Source organism: Nonomuraea indica, assembly GCF_002850745.1.
In the GTDB taxonomy this organism is placed as follows: Bacteria; Actinomycetota; Actinomycetes; order Streptosporangiales; family Streptosporangiaceae; genus Nonomuraea; species Nonomuraea indica.
In genome coordinates this window covers 96376-115339 of sequence record NZ_PJOK01000049.1, presented here as the reverse complement: position 1 = coordinate 115339, position 18964 = coordinate 96376, and the positions used below count along the sequence as shown (strand labels likewise).

At 73.3% G+C, this 18964-nt stretch carries 19 protein-coding genes; 8 read left to right on the top strand and 11 right to left on the bottom strand.

The genetic code is table 11. The features are described from left to right. The first annotated feature begins 85 nt into the window (after positions 1-85). A complete protein-coding gene (locus tag CXR44_RS35505; RefSeq protein WP_101790519.1) occupies positions 86-829 on the top strand; it encodes a metallophosphoesterase in 744 nt (247 codons plus the stop codon). A gap of 3 nt (positions 830-832) precedes the next feature. On the opposite strand, the gene CXR44_RS35500 is transcribed toward CXR44_RS35505, so the two are convergent. After that, positions 833-2608, bottom strand: coding sequence for an HAD hydrolase family protein (locus CXR44_RS35500; RefSeq protein ID WP_101790518.1), 1776 nt, complete (start codon positions 2606-2608; stop codon positions 833-835). A 62-nt stretch (positions 2609-2670) separates the two neighbouring features. Further along, positions 2671-2853: a hypothetical protein gene (locus CXR44_RS35495; RefSeq protein WP_101790517.1), complete on the bottom strand. Its 183-nt coding sequence runs from the start codon at positions 2851-2853 to the stop codon at positions 2671-2673. Between the two features lie 224 nt (positions 2854-3077). On the opposite strand from CXR44_RS35495, the gene CXR44_RS35490 reads away from it, so the two are divergent. From CXR44_RS35490 to CXR44_RS35480, 3 genes are all read left to right on the top strand, one after another. After that, positions 3078-4589, top strand: coding sequence for a M28 family peptidase (locus CXR44_RS35490; RefSeq protein ID WP_101790516.1), 1512 nt, complete (start codon positions 3078-3080; stop codon positions 4587-4589). Positions 4590-4671: 82 nt separating this feature from the next. After that, positions 4672-5199 (top strand): hypothetical protein, encoded by a 528-nt coding sequence (locus CXR44_RS35485; protein ID WP_101790515.1) that lies wholly within the window; start codon positions 4672-4674, stop codon positions 5197-5199. Between the two features lie 72 nt (positions 5200-5271). Then, positions 5272-6087 (top strand): DUF1206 domain-containing protein, encoded by an 816-nt coding sequence (locus CXR44_RS35480; RefSeq protein ID WP_245899836.1) that lies wholly within the window; start codon positions 5272-5274, stop codon positions 6085-6087. 78 nt (positions 6088-6165) lie between these two features. Here the strand turns inward: CXR44_RS35480 and CXR44_RS35475 are convergent, their stop codons facing one another. The 3 genes from CXR44_RS35475 to CXR44_RS35465 form a co-directional block, all read right to left on the bottom strand. Then, positions 6166-6414 (bottom strand): hypothetical protein, encoded by a 249-nt coding sequence (locus CXR44_RS35475; protein WP_101790514.1) that lies wholly within the window; start codon positions 6412-6414, stop codon positions 6166-6168. Positions 6415-6475: 61 nt separating this feature from the next. Further along, positions 6476-7894: a pyridoxal phosphate-dependent decarboxylase family protein gene (locus CXR44_RS35470; protein WP_101790513.1), complete on the bottom strand. Its 1419-nt coding sequence runs from the start codon at positions 7892-7894 to the stop codon at positions 6476-6478. An 82-nt stretch (positions 7895-7976) separates the two neighbouring features. Next, positions 7977-9140 carry a class I SAM-dependent methyltransferase gene (locus CXR44_RS35465; protein WP_144070207.1) on the bottom strand — a complete coding sequence of 388 codons (1164 nt, stop codon included), beginning with the start codon at positions 9138-9140 and terminating at the stop codon, positions 7977-7979. 175 nt (positions 9141-9315) lie between these two features. Between CXR44_RS35465 and CXR44_RS35460 the strand changes: the two genes are divergently transcribed. From CXR44_RS35460 to secD, 4 genes are read left to right on the top strand one after another with little or no spacing between them, the layout of a single operon-like run. After that, positions 9316-9903 (top strand): TetR/AcrR family transcriptional regulator, encoded by a 588-nt coding sequence (locus CXR44_RS35460; RefSeq protein WP_180903866.1) that lies wholly within the window; start codon positions 9316-9318, stop codon positions 9901-9903. Then, positions 9900-11090, top strand: coding sequence for an FAD-dependent oxidoreductase (locus CXR44_RS35455; protein ID WP_101790511.1), 1191 nt, complete (start codon positions 9900-9902; stop codon positions 11088-11090). Before CXR44_RS35460 ends, CXR44_RS35455 begins: the two co-directional genes overlap by 4 nt. A 41-nt stretch (positions 11091-11131) precedes the next feature. Continuing rightward, positions 11132-11461, top strand: a complete 330-nt coding sequence (locus tag CXR44_RS39865) for a hypothetical protein (RefSeq protein ID WP_180903865.1) — start codon at positions 11132-11134, stop codon at positions 11459-11461. 33 nt (positions 11462-11494) lie between these two features. Then, positions 11495-13738 carry a protein translocase subunit SecD gene (gene secD / locus CXR44_RS35445; protein WP_101790509.1) on the top strand — a complete coding sequence of 748 codons (2244 nt, stop codon included), beginning with the start codon at positions 11495-11497 and terminating at the stop codon, positions 13736-13738. A gap of 164 nt (positions 13739-13902) precedes the next feature. On the opposite strand, the gene CXR44_RS35440 is transcribed toward secD, so the two are convergent. The 6 genes from CXR44_RS35440 to CXR44_RS39165 form a co-directional block, all read right to left on the bottom strand. After that, complete coding sequence (locus CXR44_RS35440) at positions 13903-14805, bottom strand: helix-turn-helix transcriptional regulator (protein WP_101790508.1); 903 nt, start codon at positions 14803-14805, stop codon at positions 13903-13905. Positions 14806-14992: 187 nt separating this feature from the next. Further along, positions 14993-15664, bottom strand: a complete 672-nt coding sequence (locus tag CXR44_RS35435; RefSeq protein ID WP_101790507.1) for a sensor domain-containing protein — start codon at positions 15662-15664, stop codon at positions 14993-14995. A gap of 95 nt (positions 15665-15759) precedes the next feature. Next, a complete protein-coding gene (locus tag CXR44_RS35430) occupies positions 15760-16338 on the bottom strand; it encodes a hemerythrin domain-containing protein (RefSeq protein WP_245899834.1) in 579 nt (192 codons plus the stop codon). A 360-nt stretch (positions 16339-16698) separates the two neighbouring features. Continuing rightward, a complete protein-coding gene (locus CXR44_RS35425; RefSeq protein WP_101790506.1) occupies positions 16699-17259 on the bottom strand; it encodes a hypothetical protein in 561 nt (186 codons plus the stop codon). A gap of 101 nt (positions 17260-17360) precedes the next feature. Continuing rightward, entirely contained in the window at positions 17361-18425 is a 1065-nt protein-coding gene (locus CXR44_RS35420) for a lytic polysaccharide monooxygenase auxiliary activity family 9 protein (RefSeq protein ID WP_101790505.1), read from the bottom strand. A 242-nt stretch (positions 18426-18667) separates the two neighbouring features. Continuing rightward, positions 18668-18823: a hypothetical protein gene (locus CXR44_RS39165; RefSeq protein WP_219602207.1), complete on the bottom strand. Its 156-nt coding sequence runs from the start codon at positions 18821-18823 to the stop codon at positions 18668-18670. Positions 18824-18964: the final 141 nt, after the last annotated feature.

Here is an 18964-nt window from a genome sequence, read left to right as displayed (position 1 = left end):
ATGCGTCGCGGCGGGGCCCAGCGGGAGCGACGGGAGGAGCCGCGCTCGGCGACGGGCCGAGCGACCACCGGGAGAGGACCTGACCGTGATCGTAATCGCGCACCTCAGTGACACCCACCTCGACGGCGGGGCCCGCGCCTCCGAGCGGACGCGCCGGGTGGCCGCCTTCCTGGACGCCCTGCCGTACGACCTGGACGCCGTGCTGGTCACCGGCGACATCGCCGACAACGGCCTGGCCGCCGAGTACGAGGAGGCGCGCAAGCTGCTCTCCCTGCGCCACCCCACGTTCCTCTGCCCGGGCAACCATGACGACCGGGCGGAGTTCCGCCGCGTGATGCTCGGCGAGCCGCCGTCCGGCGAGCCGATCAACCAGGTGCACCGGACGGCCGGGGCCGTCTACGCCCTGTGCGACTCCACGATCCCGGGGCAGGCCGGCGGCCGCCTCGCCGAAGAGACCCTCGACTGGCTCGCCGGTGTGCTGGCGGAGACGCCCGGTGACGTCCCGGTGTTCGTCGCCTTCCATCACCAGCCGGTCGTGCTGCACCACCCGGCCCTCGACGCCATCGGGATGCGGGCCCCCGACGGGCTCGCCGCCCTGGTGGCCCGGCACCCGAACGTGGCGGCCCTGCTGTGCGGCCACTGCCACGCGGCCGTCGCCACGACCCTGGGCGGGCGCCCGCTGCGCACGGCTCCGGGCGTGGTCAACAACCTCAGGCTGCCGTGGGAGGAGGGGCCGGGGCCGGTGGACCTCGACGTGCCGCCCTCTGTCGCCGTTCACGTCCTCGACGACGACGGACGGTTCCTCACCTACTACCGGATCGTCCCGTGAGCGTCAGTCGTCATGGTCCGGGTCGTACCTCGTCGGCTCGGACGGCAGCGTGTAGCGCTCCTCGATGAGGGAGGTGACGCGGCGCCGGCTCTCACCGGCGTCGCCCTCGTCCCGCTCGACCGCGGCGACCTCGTCGGCCAGCTCGTCGTCGCCCAGCGACTCGCGGATCCACGCGGAGTAGTCGCCGCGGCCAAGGTGGTAGGTCCAGGTCTCCTCGTCCACGCCCTCGCCCAGTTCGATGAACGTGTGCAGGTTGCGGGCGCGCAGCCGCAGGCGGTCCTGCGGGCCGGTGAAGTAGAAGCTCTTGTCCTTGGACATGGTGCCCGCCGCGTACTTGCGCCGGTGCCGCGTGCGCTCCGTACGGGCCGGTTCCACCTCGACCGGCTGGGCGCGTCCGGAGCCGCACCGCCACAGCACCACCCCGTGCTCCGGCAGGCCGTCCCCGGCCGGGCCCGGCTCACCGAGGGCGTCGGCGAAGGCGGCCAGCGTGCGGCCGGGCCGGTCGCCCACCGCGAGCACGTGGCCGACCAGGCGCAGCGCCGCCGGGCTCAGCGCCTCCGGATGCACGGTGATCATCAGGATCGAGCCGAGGTCGCGCACGTCCTTGATCGGCACCTCCTGCAGCTCCGCCGGCATCAGGTGGTGCGCCTCGTCCACCACGACCCAGTGCGGGTGGCCGAGCCGCGCGCGCAGGGCGGTCAGCCGGGGCAGCAGCTCGGTGAAGAACGCCGGCCGGTCGCGCAGCGGCATGCCGATCATGTTGACGACGGCGCTCTGCTCGGGTGACTCCAGCAACCGCAGCACCTCCTCGATGCCCGGCGGCCGGTCGGGGTCGCCCAGCACGGCCGCTTCGGGGAACTCCGCGTAGTCGCCCTCCGGGTCGATCACCACGCACTGGTGGCCCCCCTCGATGAGCCGTTCGAGCAGCGCGGTCGTGGCCGTGGACTTGCCGCCGCCGGACGGCCCGGCCACGACGAGCCCCGTCCCGTACGGCGGCAACCGCACTTCACGGCCGTCCTCACCGGTGCCCCCGTCGCCGTCCCCGTCCCCGCCGTCGCCGCCGCCGTCGCTCCGACCCAGCAGCACGTCGTGCCGGGGCACCCGGCGCTCGTCCAGCTCGCCCGACAGCAGCAGCTCGGCCAGCTCGACCACGCCCGCGCCGGCCTCCCCGTCGAGCGGCAGGTCGCACTGCGAGCGCAGCGCCGGCACGGCGTTGGCCACGGCGGCGCCGCACTCGGCGGCGGTCAGGAAGGCATGGTCGTTCTCGGCGTCACCGACGGCCACCACGTTGTGCTGCGACAGGTTGAGCCGCTGGAGGCCGGTGGCCAGCCCGCTGGCCTTGTTCACGCCGGGCGGCAGCACCATGACCGCGCCCTTGTTCCTGATCACCTGGAGTTCCAGGCCCAGGTCACGGATGGCGTCGTTCACCTGCTCGTCGTACGGCTCGCGAGTGGCGACGATCACGGCACCGACGCCGAGCGGTGTCACGCCCTGCCCGCGCAGCCGTTCCACGAAGTCACGCGGCGGCGGCTCGGCCAGCGCGTCCCTGGTCCGTTCGCCGGGGTCGTAGAGCAGCGCCCCGTTCTCGGCCACCACCAGGTCGAACAGGTCGGCGTGCGGGAACACGGCGAGCAGGTCGTCCAGCTCGCGGCCGGTCACCAGCAGCAGCCGCCGGCCGGAGCGGGAGACCCGCTCCAGCGCCTTGACGGTCTCGTCGGCCACCGTGCCGTGCGTGGCCAGGGTGTCGTCGAAGTCGCAGGCGAGCACGTGATATCTCATGGGCCCGCCCCTACCCGGGAGCGCGCGGTCGAAAGGCGTCCCGCCACGCGCGCCGAGGCGGGTCAGGCGCCGGTGGGCCGGTCGTAACCCTCGTCCTCGCCGTACACCCGCTCGTGCGGATCGCCCTCCGGCTGGTTGGCCGGGTCCGTGGGCGAGGGGACGAACTCCTCGGCGAAGTCCGCCTCGTCGTAGTCCTCCGGGTTGTCGCGCCGGTCGGCCAGCGGGCGGTCGTCGGGCTCCGACATGGGGTCCTCCTCCGGTAGTGGACGCGTACGGGGCACACCCTGCCCCGATCGGGCGAACCCATGTCGAAGGCCGCACCAGGGACCGGCGCGTCGTCGATCAACGCCCGGACTCATGAACGTTCGTATTCGTAATCGGGCCCTAGCCGTTTCCCACACCGGGGGATACCTTCCAATAAGGCTGCCTCGGGGGATCTTGCGGCCGTTTCTGCTGTTGGAGGAGTCCTATGCGCGTATCCGTTTTCAAGGGCACTGCCGCCCTGATTACGGCAATCGCCCTGCCGCTGGTCATGACCGGCCCGGCCGAGGCGAAGACGGCCGACGAAATCTTCGCCAGGCACCTGGTGAGGGAGGTCACGGGGGCCAACGCCAAGAAGCACCTCGACGCCCTGCAGGCCATCGCCACGGCCAACGGAGGCAACCGCGCCGCGGGCACGCCCGGCTACGCGGCCTCCCGCGACTACGTGGCGGACAAACTGCGCAGGGCCGGATACCGGGTCACCCTGGACCCGATCAACTTCGTCCAGGGCTGGACGGAGAACAACCCGCCCACGCTCGCCCTGACCGCGCCCGGCCAGAAGACCTACACCCCGAACGAGGACTTCCACACCTTCCGGCCCTCCCCGGCCGGCGACGTGACCGCCCAGGTCCAGGGCGTGGACCTGACCCTGCCGCCCACCCCGACGCCCAGCTCGACGAGCGGCTGCGAGATGTCCGACTTCGAGGGCTTCGTCAAGGGACGCATCGCGTTGATCCAGCGCGGCACCTGCGCCTTCGCCCAGAAGATCCGCAACGCGGGCGCCGCGGGGGCGTCGGGCATCATCGTCTTCAACGAGGGCCAGCCGGGCCGCACCGACGCCTTCCCGCTCGACATCGGCGAGTGGCGGGCCGGCGTGCCGATGGTGTTCGCCGACTTCGCCGTCGGCAACGAGCTGGCCGCCACCGCCGGCGCGACCGTCCGGCTCAAGGTGGACGCCACGCTGCAACTCGGCACCGACCACAACGTGATCGCCGAGACCCGCCACGGCGACCCGCGCAACGTCGTCATGGTCGGCGCGCACCTCGACAGCGTCCCCGAGGGTCCCGGGATCAACGACAACGGCTCCGGCAGCGCCGCCATCCTGGAGACCGCCCTGCAGATGAAGCGGTTCCCGGTGCGCAACAAGGTGCGTTTCGCGTTCTGGGCCGCCGAGGAGCTCGGGCTGCTCGGCTCCGACCAGTACGTGGCGGACCTGTCGCAGGCCGAACGTGACCGGATCAGGCTGTACCTGAACTTCGACATGGTCGCCTCGCCCAACTACGCCATCAAGCTGTACGACGGCGACAACTCCGACAACGTCGGCTCGCCGGCCGGTCCGCCCGGCTCGGCCGAGATCGAGAAGCGGTTCGAGGCCTTCTACGACGCCCGTGACCTCGGCCACGTCGGCACCGACTTCGACGGCCGCTCCGACTACGGCCCGTTCATCGCGGTGGGCATCCCGTCCGGCGGCATCTTCACCGGCGCCGAGGGCATCAAGACGCCCGAGGAGGCCGCCCTGTTCGGCGGCACGGCGGGCACCGCCTACGACCCCTGCTACCACCAGGCGTGCGACACCATCGCCAACATCGACGCGACCGCGCTCGACGTGAACTCCGACGCGATCGCCGACTCCACCGCACGGTACGCCTTCAACCTCAGGACCATCCCGAGGCGGGAGGCCGCCGCCGCGGCCCGCGTGGCCGTACAGTCCGCGAGCTGACCAGCCCGGACGCGGGGGGACACCCGTCCTCCCGCGTCCGGCATGGAGCACTTCGCCGGCACCAGGAACCGGCTACTACTTCGTGGACGTCGTCACGGGAGAGGCCGAACACCATGCCCGGCCCCCGATGCGTGGCCGCGAACCGGACTTCTCCGGCGGCCCGAGCGACGACGACAGCCGGCAGGACCTGGGGTGGAGCGCTGACGGCTCGCTGATCTGGGAGCCGAGCGCCCTGAGGCAGCCGAGCCGTGTCCACCGGACGCCGGACGGGCGGCCGCACGACGCGCCCGCCGAGGACCGCTACCCCGGCCGCAACGGCTGGTCACGTCTCTCGCCCGACGGGACCCGCCTCCTCGGGGCACCCGGCCTGCCCACCCGCATCACCGACGTCCGGACCGGCGACGCGGTCGGCCGCCAGCGGGTTCTCCAGCTCCTGGCGTGGGCGGACGACGACACCGTCGTCGCGCTGGGCTGCCGGGGGGCCTGTCCGAACGAGTGCGACGCGGGACTCGTGCTGGTCAGCGTGGACGGCACCAGGATGACGCCGTTGACCGGCACGGGCGACAGCCGGAAGGAGGGCGCCCCGGAGTGGGTTCTCACCCCCCGGTGACGCACTTTTCACGCCTAAAGCCCGCGTTCCAGGGCACTCGGGAGTCCTTCGGGCGATCCCCTAGGAGGAGCGGTGACGACAACGAACGCGGGCCGGCAGGCCACGGCCGCGGCGCGGCGGGCGGTCCGGCACCCCATGATGGACCGGCTCACCCGCGTCGGGCTGGCCTGCCGCGGCGTGCTGTACGCGCTGATCGGCGTGCTGGCGGTGCAGATCGCCTTGGGCGGGGCGAAGGAGCAGGCAGACAAGGGCGGCGCGATCGCCACGGTGGCGGAGCTGCCGTTCGGGTCGGTGATCCTGTGGGTGATGGTCGCGGGCTTCGTGGCGCTGTCGCTCTGGCAGGCGTCGGAGGCGCTGTTCGGCGGGCTCAAGACCCTCGACCGCGTCGAGGCGGCGCTCCGCACCGCCGTGTACGTGCTGATCGTCTTCACCCTGCTGAGCGTGCTGCTCGCCGGAGGGGCCGCCTCCGAGGACAAGAAGTCGCAGGACGTGACCGCCAAGCTGCTCGACCTGCCCGGCGGGCCGCTCATCGTGGGCCTCATCGGCCTCGGCATCATCGGGCTGGGCGTGTACTGGGTGCGCTCCGGGCTGACCAAGAAGTTCCGCGAGGACCTGGCCACGGAACGGATGTCGCCGCGGGCCAGGCAGCTGATGGACCGCCTGGGCACGGCCGGATACCTGGCCAGGGGCGCCATCGCCGGGCTGGCCGGCATCTTCGTCGTGCAGGCGGCGTTCACCGCCGACCCCGACAAGGCCGGCGGCATCGACGCGACGCTGCGGGCGTTCGCCGAGACGCCCGCCGGGCCGTGGCTGCTGGTGCTGGTGGCGCTCGGGCTGCTGCTGTTCGCCGGCTACTGCTTCGGTGAGGCGCGCTGGCGCCGCACCTGAGCGCTCACGCCGTCCTCGGCGGCTGGTGGCCGAACCTGACCGGGACAGGGCCGCCCAGCCGCACGGCGGGGTCGGTCATCAGCTGCCGCCCGGATCGTGTTCCGGTGCGGGCTCGATGACCGGCTCCGCCTCGCCGGCTTCGGTGATCCGGCGCGCCAGCCGCTCGTGCGGCAGCGCCGCCTGCTCCCGGTGCGAGCGCAGGCCGATCAGGGTGGACAGCTCGTGCGGGTCGCCGGACAGGTCGTACAGGGCCTGCTCGCGGTAGCGCGGCGCGGCGGCGTCGTGCCACGGGTGGGCGTCCTCGGCGACGGCGTAGTACTTCCACAAGCCGAGAGAGCCCGTCGTGCTGTCTGTCGATCGTTCAACAGCCGCCACGGCGGATGGCGGCTCAGCCGTAGAGGACGGACAGGAACCGCACCAGCACCGCCTCACGCGAGGCGGCCGGCAGCGCGTCGAGGACGGTGTTGACCACGGCCATCTCCGGCTGACCGGAGCCGGGCCGCAGGTCCACCCCGACCGAGGCGGCCAGCTCGGCGAACTCCGCGTCGGTCAGCGCGTCCAGGTCCAGCCCCGCCACCAGTTCCACCAGCCCCTCGGGAAGCCGGACGGGGCCGCGCCGCCGGGCGGCCCCGGCCGACTCGGCGATCACCTTCAGCATCGCCTCCACCCCGGCCAGGGTCACGCCCGTGACGGTGATGTGCAGGTTGGCCGGGATGCCCGCGTACGAGAGCTGCGGCTGCAGGAACCACCCGCGCGCGCGGGCCTCGTCGGCCAGCGTGAACACGTCCACACCGTCACCGGCGAAGGCGACCAGCGCCGACTCGGGCTCGCCGAGCACCCGCAGGCCGGGCACGCGGGCGAGGCCGGCGCGCAGCGCGGCCGACGCCTCCAGCGTGGCTCGGGCCAGCTCGACGTAGCCCTGCCGGCCGAGGGCGTGCAGCGTGGCCCAGGCGCCGCCCAGCGGTCCGGCCGACCGGGAACTCTGCACGGTGGCGTTGACCACGGTGTAGCCAGGCCAGGCGGCTGAGGCGAAGTACGCCCTGCGGCGCATGGCCGGGTCGGCGAACAGCACGACCGACGCGCCCTTGGGGGCGTAGCCGTACTTGTGCAGGTCGCAGGAGAGGGAGGTGACGCCCGGCACCGACAGGTCGAACGGCGGGACCGCCGCGCCCGCCTCGCGTAACCAGGGCAGCAGCCAGCCGCCCACGCAGGCGTCCACGTGGCACGGCACACCGGCGGCCGCCGCCACGGCGGCCACCTCGGTCACCGGGTCCACGACGCCCTGCGGGTAGGAGGGCGCGGAGGCGACGACCAGCACGGTGTCGTCGTCGATCGCGTCGCGGACGGCGTCCGGCCGGACCCGGTACGTGCCGAGGTCCACGGGCACGGCCCGCACGGTGAGGCCCAGGTAGTGGGCGGCCTTGTGGAAGGCGGGGTGGGCGGTGACGGGGACCACGAGGTTGGGCCGCTCGCGGCGGGCCGTGTCGCGGGCGGCCTTCACCGCCAGCATGATCGACTCGGTGCCGCCGCTGGTGAAGACGCCGTGGCCGCCGCCCAGCAGGTCGGCGACCGCGCCGACGACCTGCCGCTCCATCTCGACCACGCTCGGGAAGGCGGTCGGGTCGAGGGCGTTGACCTCCAGCATCTCGGCGTAGGCGCGGGCCGCCGCCTCGTGCGCCGCCGGCCGGCCGGTGTCGTAGACGTAGGCGGTCACCTGACCGCCCCTGACGGGCAGGTCGTGCCGCTTGAGCCGGGCGATCTCGGCCAGCAGGTCGCCGACGGGTCTGCCGGTCTCGGGCAGGTTCACGAGCGCTCCTCGCCTTCGGGTGCGCCGAATGTAGTTCGGCCGGAAGGCGGCGGTCAATCGGTCGCGACAGGGGCGCGGCCGGTCAGGTCAGGGCGCCCGTCCCGGAGGAACCGGTGAGGTCCAGGTCGGCGCGCTCGTCCGAGGCGGCGGTGCGGTCGCGCAGGCGGTGGATCGTCAGCCGGTCGCCCCAGCGGGCGACGGCCGCCTCGTCGGCGAAGGCCAGCGCGCGCATCATGTTGCCGCCGTCGCTCGCCTCGACGGCCTGCCGCAGCCGCCGGCGCAGCGGCTCGGGCAGCCTCGTGGTGCCCGCCTCGACCGTGTCGCCGTAGTGCGGCGCGTACGCGACCCCCTCGAACCCGGTACGGCGCAGCAGCGTCCTCAACGTCTCGGCGCTGTAGAACATCAGGTGGTTCTTGGTGAACCCGCTCCACGCCGACCCGTACGCCTTGAGAAGCAGCGACCGGGCGTTGACCGTCAGGATGAGCAGCACCCCGCCCGGGGCGAGCAGCTCCCGGAACCTCGCGAAGTCCTCCAGCGGCCGGGGCAGGTGGGCCAGCACCGACCACAGCGTGATGACGTCGAACCCGCCCGCCGCGATCTGCGGCACGTCCTGCGGCGCCCCGAAGTAGGCCCGCGCCCGCTTCAGCCGCGCGTTCGCCTGCGTCACGGAGTCGGGCGACAGGTCCACCCCGTAGCCGTCGAAGCCCCGCTGCTCCGCCAGCTCCAGGAACAGGCCGACGCCACAGCCGAAGTCGAGCAGCCGCCGCCCCTCGCCGTCGTCGAGGACGGGGGAGAACGCCTCCATCGTCAGGTTGTAGCGACGCTGCCGGTTGGCCGCGTACGTGCCGGTGAGGAAACCGCTGTAGCCGCTGGAGTAGAGATCGCCGAGCCGCTCCGGCCGGATGTTGGGATTGCGGTAGAGGAAGCCGCAGGACGGGCAGCGGACCACGTGGTAGCGCCATGTCCTGCCGGTGCCTCCCTTGCCCGCGCCGGTCGGCTCGAACATCGGCTGCTGGCGGGACTCGCCGCACATCATGCAGCTGAGGAACTCCTCGATCTCGCCCAGCGGCAGCTCGGAGGCGTACTCGGCAAGGGACAGCACGGGAGCCCGCCGGATCCGCCACCGCCACTGCGCCTCCCGGAGCAGCCGTTCGCCGGGGCGGACGTAGACGCGCTGGCCCCAGGGCACGCGGTCGTATCGGGAGCCGTAGAGCAGACCGCGGAGCAGTCGTCGTGCAGGGACCATGGCGAACACCTCAAAAGAGCGGAATGCCTGGGATCTCCCCTGTCGGTAATGCGACTATTCCATCGCTTCGGTCAAAAGGCCATCCCGCTCTGGACGCCATGGGGGCCCGCTGCCTACTATTTGGTCGAACGCCCAAGACAAATGACCAAGGCGTACGACCAACTCGGAGGTTCGCGTGGCAGAGGTGTCGGCCGAGCGGGGCCGGGCGACGCGGGAGCGGCTGCTCCGGGCCGCCGTGTCGCTGATCGGCGAGGTGGGGTGGAGCGGCGTCTCGACCCGGATGGTGGCCCAGCGGGCGGGCGTCAACGCCGGGGTGGTGCACTACCACTTCGCCTCGGTGTCCGACCTGCTGGTGGCGGCCGGTGTCGGCTTCGCCCGGGAGCTGCTGGAGCAGACAGGAGCCGAGCTGGCGAGCCGGCCGAGCGTGGCCGACGGGATCGACTGGCTGCTGCGGGAGCTGTCCCGCTACAGCGGCACCGACCCCGCCTCGCTGCTGCTCGCCGAGATGTTCCTGGCGGCCGGGCGCGAGCCCGGGCTGCGCGCCGAGCTGGGCGCGCTGGTCGACGGCTTCCGGTCACGGGTCGCCGGCTGGCTGCGCGAGCACGGGCAGGGCGCTCGGGCCGAGCAGTCAGCCGTGGTGATCGCCGCCCTGATCGACGGCCTGGTGCTGCACCGCGCCCTCGACCCGGCCCTCGACCCGGCCACGCTCGCCGGACCGCTGCGCGCCATGCTCGGCGTCCCGCCGGAGGGAGGGCAGCGGTGAAGGTGCTCGTCTGCGGCGCCGGCGTCGCCGGGCTCACGCTGGCCTGGTACCTGGAGCGCTCGGGCTGGGAGGTGGAGCTGGTCGAGCGGGCGCCCGCCTTCCGCGACGGCGGCTACATGATCGACTTCTATGGGCCGGGCCACGAGGTCGCCAGCCGGATGGGCCTCGGCGACCGCCTGGAGCGGGCCCGCCACCCGGTCACCGAGCTGGCCTACGTCGACCGTCACGGGCGGCCGACCAGCCGGCTCACCATGCCGGCGGAGTTCGCCGAGAAGGTCGTCAGCCTGCCGCGCGGCGAGCTGGCCCGCGCCGTCCACGACGACGTGCGCGCCCCCGTCCGCTACGGCGTCAGCGTCGAGGCCGCCGCCCATGACCGCCACGGCGTCACCGTACGGCTGACCGACGGCACCGAACGGCGGGTGGACCTGCTCGTGGGCGCCGACGGCGCGCACTCCCGGGTGCGCGGGCTGGCCTTCGAGCAGGACCACCCCTTCGTGCGCCACCTCGGCCACCACGTGGCCGCCTACACCCTGACCGACCCGGAGCTCAGCCGGCGGGTGGGCGAACGCTACGAGATGCTCACCGTGCCCGGCCTGATGGCGGGCACGTACGCGCTGGGCGACGGCCGGCTCACCATGCTGTTCCTGCGCCGCGAGGCCGACCCCGGCCTGCCCGCCGACCCCCGCGCCGCGCTGCGGCACCACTACGGCGACCTGGGCTGGATCCTGCCGGAGGCGCTGCGTCACTGCCCGGACCCGCCCGTGCTCTACTACGACCAGGTGACGCAGGTGCACGTGGACGAGTGGAGCAGGGGGCGGGTGGTGCTGCTCGGCGACGCCTGCCAGGCCGTCTCGCTGTTCGCCGGGCACGGCGCCTCGCTGGCCATGGCCGGCGCCTGGGTGCTCGCCGACGAGCTGGGCGCCACCGGCGAGCGGGGTGCCGCCGGCGACGTCCTCGACGCGCTGGCCCGCTACCAGCGGCGGATGCGGCCGGTCGTCCTGGAGGTGCAGCGCTTCGGCCGCCGGTTCGTCCACTGGATGGCGCCGTCCGGGCGGTGGCGCATCGCCGCCCGCGACGCGATGCTGCGCCTCGCCTCCCTCCCCGGCGGCGGCCGGATCCTCGTCGGCTCCCTCATCAACGAGGGACACGACCTCATCAGCTCGGCCCGCGGACCCCGGCAGGGGTAGGTTGGGCCTCGGCTGCATGCGGCCCGACGAAGGGAGGAGACGTGCGGACCAGGCTCACCGCTGCGCTGCTCCTCCTGCTGCACCTGCTCGTCCCCGCCGCGGGCCACGCCACACACCGCGGCCTCGCCGCGCAGTCCGCGCTCCTCCCCGCCGACCAGGCGATGGGTCACCCCCGCGACGAGCGCGCGCCCCGGGTCCACCTGCCCACCGGCCCGCACGCCTCGATCGGCGGCGTGGCCGTCCTCCCGGCCGCCGCGGGCCCCGCCGGGCGCCCGCGGCCGGTGACCGCCGCACCCGGCGGACACTCCGCGCCTCCCCAGCCGGGCCACGCCGCCGCCCCGGCCAGGGGGCCGCCCTCCACGACGCGCTGACGTCCATCCCATCGACAGCCTGTGGAGGCTTCCATGTCCCGTGCGCCCCTGTGGCGCGCGGTGGTCACGTGTGTCCTCGTCGCCACCGCATTCTTCCTGGCGTTCTCCATGTCGCCGCGCCTCGGCCTCGACCTGCGCGGCGGCACCCAGCTCGTCTTCGAGACGCGCGACTCGCCCACCGTCAAGGCCGACGCCGAGGCCACCGACCGGGCACTCGACGTGCTCCGGCGGCGCGCCGACGCGCTCGGCGTCGTCGATCCCACCCTCGTCAGGTCCGGCGAGCGGCGGATCATCGTCGAGCTGCCCGGCGTGCTCGACCCGCGCAAGGCCGCCGAGGTCATCGGCCGCACCGCCCAGCTCACCTTCCATCCCGTGCTCGGCGTGGCCGCGGCCGACGACAAGAAGGCCGTGGCCGACGAGTCGGGGCAGAAGCTCTCGCTCGGCCCGGCAGCCATCACCGGTGACGGCGTGACCGACGCCGCCGCGCGGACCGACCCCCAGCAGGGGCCCGGCTGGTTCGTCACCGTCGACTTCCGCGACCCCGGAGCGTGGCAGCGGCTCACCGGAGCCGCCGGGTGCGAGCCGGTCGGCGACCCCAAGCGGCGGCTGGCCATCGTGCTCGACAACGAGATCATCTCCTCGCCGCAGGTGGACCCGTCGGTGCCCTGCCGGGCCGGCATCCCGGGCGGGTCAACGCAGATCACCGGCTCCTTCACGCCTCAGGAGGCGCAGGACCTCGCCGTGCTCATCAAGGGCGGCGCGCTTCCCGTCCCCATGGAGCTGATCGAGCAGCGGACCGTCGGCCCCACGCTCGGCGAGAAGGCCATCGAGGCCAGCGCCAAGGCGGGCGTCGCCGGCGTGCTGCTCACCGCGGTGTTCATCATCGCCGTCTACCGGTTGGTGGGCCTGCTCGCCGCCATCGCCCTCGCCCTGTACGGGCTCCTGTCCTACGCCGCCCTGGTCGCCATCGGGGCGACGCTCACCTTGCCGGGACTCGCCGGCTTCGTGCTGGCCATCGGCATGGCCGTGGACGCCAACGTCCTCGTGTTCGAACGGGCCAGGGAGGAGTACGCCCGCTCGTCCCGGCTCGGCCTGCGGACGGCGCTGGACCGGGGCTTCAAGAACGCCTGGAGCGCCATCGCCGACTCCAACATCACCACGCTGCTGGCCGCCGGGCTGCTGTTCTTCCTGGCCTCGGGGCCGGTCCGCGGCTTCGGCGTGACCCTGGCCATCGGCGTGCTCGCCTCGCTGATCTCGGCCATGCTCATCACCAGGGTCCTGACCCACCTCGTGATCGGACGGGTGGGCCCCCGCCTGTCGGGGCTCGGCTCCGTGGGCAGGGTCCGCACCTGGGTGACCGCCCGCGACCCGCAGCTCATGGCCCGTGGCCGGCTCTGGCTGGCCGTCGCCGCCGCGGTGGTGGCCGCCGCCGTCGCCGGGCTGCTCGCCCAGGGCCTGAACTTCGGCGTGGAGTTCACCGGCGGCCGGATCGTCGAGTTCGCCGCCACCAAGCCGGTCGGCGCCGACCTGGCCCGGCAGGCCGTGGCCGAGGCGGGACACCCGTCGGCGGTCGTGCAGTCGTCCGGCAACGTCGTCACCGTGCGCGCCGGCCAGATCAGCGCCGACGACGTGGCCGGCATCGAGGCCGCGCTCGACGGCCGGGTGGGCGAGGTGACCAAGCAGCGCGACGAGCTGATCGGCCCCAGCCTGGGCGAGGAGCTGCGCCGCAACGCGCTCATCGCACTCGGCGTGGCGCTGGCCGCACAGCTGCTCTACCTGGCGGTCCGGTTCAGGTGGACGTTCGGCGCGGCCTCGGTCGCCGCCCTGGTGGTGGACACGGCCGCCGTCGTCGGCGTCTTCGCCTGGCTGGGCAAGCCGATCGACGGGGTCTTCCTGGCGGCCATGCTCACCATCATCGGCTACTCGATCAACGACAAGGTGGTGGTGTTCGACCGGGTGCGCGAGATGTGGACGGCGGACCGCACGGCGCCGTTCGCCCGCATCGTCAACGGCGCGATCCTGCAGACCGTGCCGCGCACGGTCAACACCGGCCTCGGCGCGCTGTTCATCCTCAGCGCGCTCGCCGTCTTCGGCGGCGACTCGCTGCGCGACTTCGCCATCGCGCTCATCATCGGCATCGTGGCCGGCACGGCGTCCTCGTCGTTCGTGGCCGGACCGCTGGCGATCGAGTTCGAACGGTTCAGCAAGCAGCCGCCTCCCGAGCCGCCCAAGCCGCGCGAGAAGCTCCGGCGCGACGGCTCCGGCGCGGTCGTGTGAGGCACCGGCGGCATCGCGGGGCTCCGCCGCCCGGGCCCGCGTGCCGCCGGCCGCCGACGCCCTGACGGGGTGTCCCGGCGGCTCGCCCTGGTGTCCCGTCGCTCGGGGTGTCCCGGCGGCTCGAATCGGGTGTTTCGCTGCTCGCCGCTCCGTGGCCTGCCGGGTCAGGGCTCCTCGGCGGCGGGCACGGCCGCCGACGTGCCGTGCGTCAGGCCCTGCCGGTGCGCCCACGCGTCCAGCTTCCTGATGGCCGCGTGGTCGGGCGTGCCGGCGGGCGCGCTCATCAGCACGATGACCTGCGCCTGGTCGTCGACGCCCGTCAGCACCTGCCAGTCCACGTTGAACCGCCCAGCCACCGGGTGGTCGAGGCGGCTGCTGCCGGAGGTCCGCATCGTCACCAGGTGCTGGGCCCACCAGGTGCGGAAGTCGGGGTCGCGTACCGACAGCTCGCCCACCAGCTCCCGTAGCCGCGGCCGGGCGCAGTCGGCGCCGGCCGCGAGCCGCAGCGCTGACACCGTCTCCTGCGCCCGCTCCTTCCAGTCGACGAACAGGGAGCGGACATGGGGGTCGAGGAACGTCATGCGGGCGTAGTTGCGGTGCTGCGGCGGCATGGCCGCCAGGTCGCCGAGCAGGGCGGTGGCCAGCCGGTTCCAGGCGACGATGTCGAGATAGCGGCCGAGCACCAGGGCGGGGGTGTCGACCAGGTTGGCCAGCAGGCGTTCGACCTGCGGCTTGACGCGCCGGCGGCCGTCACCGCCCCGGTCGTCCGCCTCGTCGGGGTGGGCGAGCTGGATGAGGTGGCGCTGCTGGTCGTCGTTGAGCAGCAGGGCCCGCCCGATGGCGTGGAGCACGGCGCGTGAGGCGGTGCGCACCCGCCCCTGCTCCAGCCGCGTGTAGTAGTCGATGCTGATGCCGGCGAGCTGGGCGACCTCCTCACGCCGCAGCCCCGGCACGCGCCGGGGGAAGCCGGTCTCCGGCAGCCCCACGTCGGAGGCGCTGACCAGGGCCCGCCGGCTGCTGAGAAAGTCTCCCAACGGGCCCCGGGGGCTCGCGTCCGCAGGTCGCATCAGGGCGATTATGGCACCTAACCGGAGGTGTCGCCGGGGAATCCCGTTCCTGGGAACGACGTATCCTTCCAGCTCAGCCGGGTAGCCGCCATGCTGGTCGCGGAGGGGGGGAGGAGCCGGCCGCCGCGGACCGGGAGGGGATCCACGACGGCCGGCTCCTTCTGCTTGCGCTCCGCCCCCGTGCGTCTCAGGCGCGGCGGGCGGCCAGCAGGTCGGCGTACGGCGAGAACGGCTCCTGGACGGCCGGGCGGACGGGCCGGGTGAGCATCGCCTGCGCCAGCGTGGCCCTGACCAGCGCCATGCCCCGCACGACGGGCGGCAGCGTCACCGCGAACAGCGCGCCGACGGCCGTGTTGAAGATCACGAACGTGGCCGTGCCGTCGCCGAGGCCGAGCAGTTCGGGCAGGCCCTCCATGCCGGGGATGGCGGCGAGGATCCACCCGTAGAGCGGGAAGGACAGTCCGGCGATCGCGCCGACCCACCAGGTGAGGGTGACGGCGAAGGACAGGACGGCGAAGGGGAAGGCGATGACGGCGTGCAGCATGTCGAGCCAGCCCTGCGCGCCCGCCACCGGGTTGGCCAGGCGGCGCAGCAGGCCGGCCGACGGCGGCGCGTCCGGGTACACGGGGCGGCCGACGGGGTGTTCGAGCACCTCGGCGACCATCTCGCGCTCGGTGTCGGCGAAACGCCGCGCCGTCGCGGCGGTCGCGCCGAGGATGGGCACGCCGACGACGGCGACCAGGCTGCCGATCCCCGCCGCCATGCCGGACACGACGAGGGCGAACGAGATGGTGGCGGCCGGGAAGCCCCCGAGGGCGTAGCGGGTGTCGGTGGCGATGCGCTGGCGGAGGGTCGTCATGCCGTAAACGCTACGGACGCCGGCCCCGCCGCCGCGATCCCGCGGACCGGCGTACGGGGGTGGGGCCAGCCCTACCCCCGAGAGCCCCGCCGGGATCAGTGCCCGGTCGCCTTGCGGATCACGTCGCGCACCCGGTCCATCATCGCCACGGGCGTCCCCACCAGGACGTTCTTGGTGGCGGACTCGGTGCCGGGATGGGGGTGGGTGGGCGCCATCGCCTCGGCGGCCTTGACCCCCACGGCCATGGCCCGGCGCTCGGCGGCGCTGGTCCTGGCGCGCAGCTTGGTGAACTCGTAGCGCTCCTCGCTGCGGGCGTGCGCCATCACGGCGGCGCGGAGCACGGCGAGGTTGGCCATGAAGTCGGGATCGTCCGGGCCCGCCTGGTCCATGTGCTGGAGCAGTTCCTTGGCCTGCCGCTCCTCCTCGAGGCGGTCCTCGACCACGCCGTCGCCGCCGTCGAGCGTGCGGCGGGCGTAGGGGTGGATGATCTCCTCCTCGGCGGTCTCGTGCACGGCGAGCAGCCGGACCAGCCGGGTGAACGCCTCGCCTCGCTCGCCGGCCGGGGCCCGCTCGACCTCGTCGAACAGGTCCCGGATCATCGCGTGCTGGGCCAGCAGCAGGTCGATGACGTCCGTCTCCTTCATCGTCTCGGGCCGGGTCGAATGCTGGGTCATGAGGCCTCCTCCTCGGATACGGGCGACTGCCTACCCGAGCGGGTGCGGCTCACGCGCGTCGTTACGCATTCCGGAAGGTTGCCGGGTGCGGCCCGGACGCTGCCACGGTGAAAGTTTCATGCCGGACGGCAGGTAGGACGAAGCGCTGCGGGGCAGCGGCCGGCGGTGCGTTGACATGTGGGCGAGGCCCTCCACAATGCTACGTGGGAGCGCTCCCAAAGTCGCGCTCCCTGACGGACCCCAGGAGGTGAGGCCGCCCCCGTACTCCGTGCGACCGTTCATGAACCATCCCGCCCGGATGGCGAGACGCGGCCGGCGAGACCTCCCCTCTCCGCCGGCCGCGTCCCCATGTGGGCCGTCCTACTGGCCCGTGGCGGCGGCGAACCGGCGACGGGCCGCCTCGATCGCGTCATCGTCGCCGAACCCGCCGAACGCCGCGGCGTGGTGCCGCTCCGGGACGAGCCGCCTGACCCGCTCCGGGTAACCCGCCCCCGGCTCCGGCACCCGCACCACCGGCGGGTCGCCCAGCCGTACGGCGATGGGGCCGGATGCGCGCACGGACCGGGCCCAGCCGGCGCCCGGACCGGTGATCGCGCACATGTGGTGGGCGTACACCCACTCCACCTCCGCCACCGTCGCCGCGCCGGCCGGTTCGACACCGAAGGGGTCCACGGCGCAGACGACCTCGCCGGCCCCGTGCACGGCCCCCTGCCCGCGGTCGTGGCCGAAGTCGTGCCCGTGCCGGCGGTGCTCGTCCGCGGTGGCGCCTTCGAGCAGCCCGGTCACCAGGACGGCGAGCCGTCCCTCCAGCTCGTGCTGCCTGGCCTGGTGGCCGGCGACGAGCAGGGCGGCCCCGGCGACCGGGACGAGGAGCAGCGCGACCACCGTCGCGATCCTCACCCGGCGCGCCGGCGCCGCCACGCCCGCATGCTCCGCCGATGTCGTGCCCGCCGATGTCGTGCCCGCCGGTGTCGTGCCCGCCGGCATCTGGTCCGCAGGCGTTCGGTCCGCGGGCATCGGGTCTACGGGCTGGTGCACGACAGCGCGGGCGACGGCGACGGTGGCGTGCCCGTGGCGTTGAAGCCGAATGTCGTCGTGCCGTCCGCCGCCAGGTTCCCGTTGTGGCCGGCGTTCTTCACCACGACCTGCGGTGGCTGCCCGGTGAGGGTGGCGTTCCAGGGCGAGCCGGAGAAGCCCTGGCCGCCACCGTAGGTCCAGCCGACCGTCCAGCCGTTCAGCGGACTCGTCCCGATGTTGCGGACGGTGACCTCGGCCTGGAAGTGCCCGCTCCACGTGTGGGCGGTGCGCCAGGTCGCGGTGCAGGAGCCGGCGGGCGTGGGACTGACGGTCGGGGTCACCGTCGGGTCCGGCGGCGTGCTGCCGCCGGGGCCCACGCCGGTCACCTCGCCGTTGCCGCCGTCGAAGACGACGTCGGCGCAGCTGTAGAAGTTCTCCTGGCTGTCGGACCTGATCCAGTGGGTGAAGATCATGTGCCGGCCGCTCTTGCCGGACGGGAGCTGGACGTTCCAGTAGTAGTAGTTGAGACCGCCGGTCCCGCCCGACTGGGGCGGGTCGGTGACGCTGCCGAACCGCTCCAGATCCGACCACTTCAGCGGCGCGTTCGGGTTCCAGCCGTCCTTGGTGATGTAGGAGACGAACGAGCCGGGGTGCGCCGCCCAGTTGCTGTGGCGCACCCGGATGGTGGCGCCCGCGGTCAGGTGGGTCAGCGGCCAGTCGGAGCGGACCGCGTTGTAGGCGGAGAAGTCGTACGGCCCGCCGGTGCCGCCGCTGCAGATCTGCCCGTCGGGGATGAAACCCGCGGTGCGGCCGGCGCCGTCGGAGCGCAGCACCGCGAACCAGTTGTAGAGCGGAGTCGTGCCGCTCTGCGCGACGGCCGCCGCGCAGGCGGGGTTGTAGGAGATGATCTGGCCGTTCTCCCTGAGCCCGTCCTGCCAGCACAGGTACGTGCGGCTGCCGGGGAACATCGTGACGCCGTGGGCCTGCGCCTGCCGGGGCACCATCAGGGCGGTGGCGATCAGGGCCACGGCCAGTGCGGCCGCCAGGGCCGCCGACCGGATTGCTCTCATGAGGATCCCTTGTTCGCGAACGACAGAGGAACCCGCTCATGGCCCGCCCGCCCGGCAGCACCGTGTGAACGCATTGAAACACGCCGGCCGTGCCCCGGCAACGCGTCCGGGCTCGCCGGCCGCGCGGACATTCCCCGACATGAGCTGTAGGTGCGCCGCCAAGAGAAACTGCCCGAGTGTTTGGGATGGAAGGGTGGACCGGTCACGCTGTGTCTGATCTCCTCGGCGAGAGAGATGAGTCATCATCCAAGGTCCAGGAAGAAGATGATGACAATGCCCGACATCACATGCGGGCGCAGGCTGGCGATCGCGGCCACTGCTGGAGCCCTCGCCGCTGGAATCGTCGCCGCCCCGGCGAATTCCGCGAGCCCCCAGGTCTCACCATCGGCTGCGGTCACGGCCTCTGTCGTCACTGGTGCGGCCAAGGTCGCCACGGCGGATCCGCCACCCCGGTGTAAAAACCGGAAATGCTACATGAAATGGTACAAGAAGACCCGTGAGAAGCAGGCGCGGGAGAATCTCAAGCGGTGGCTGAAGAG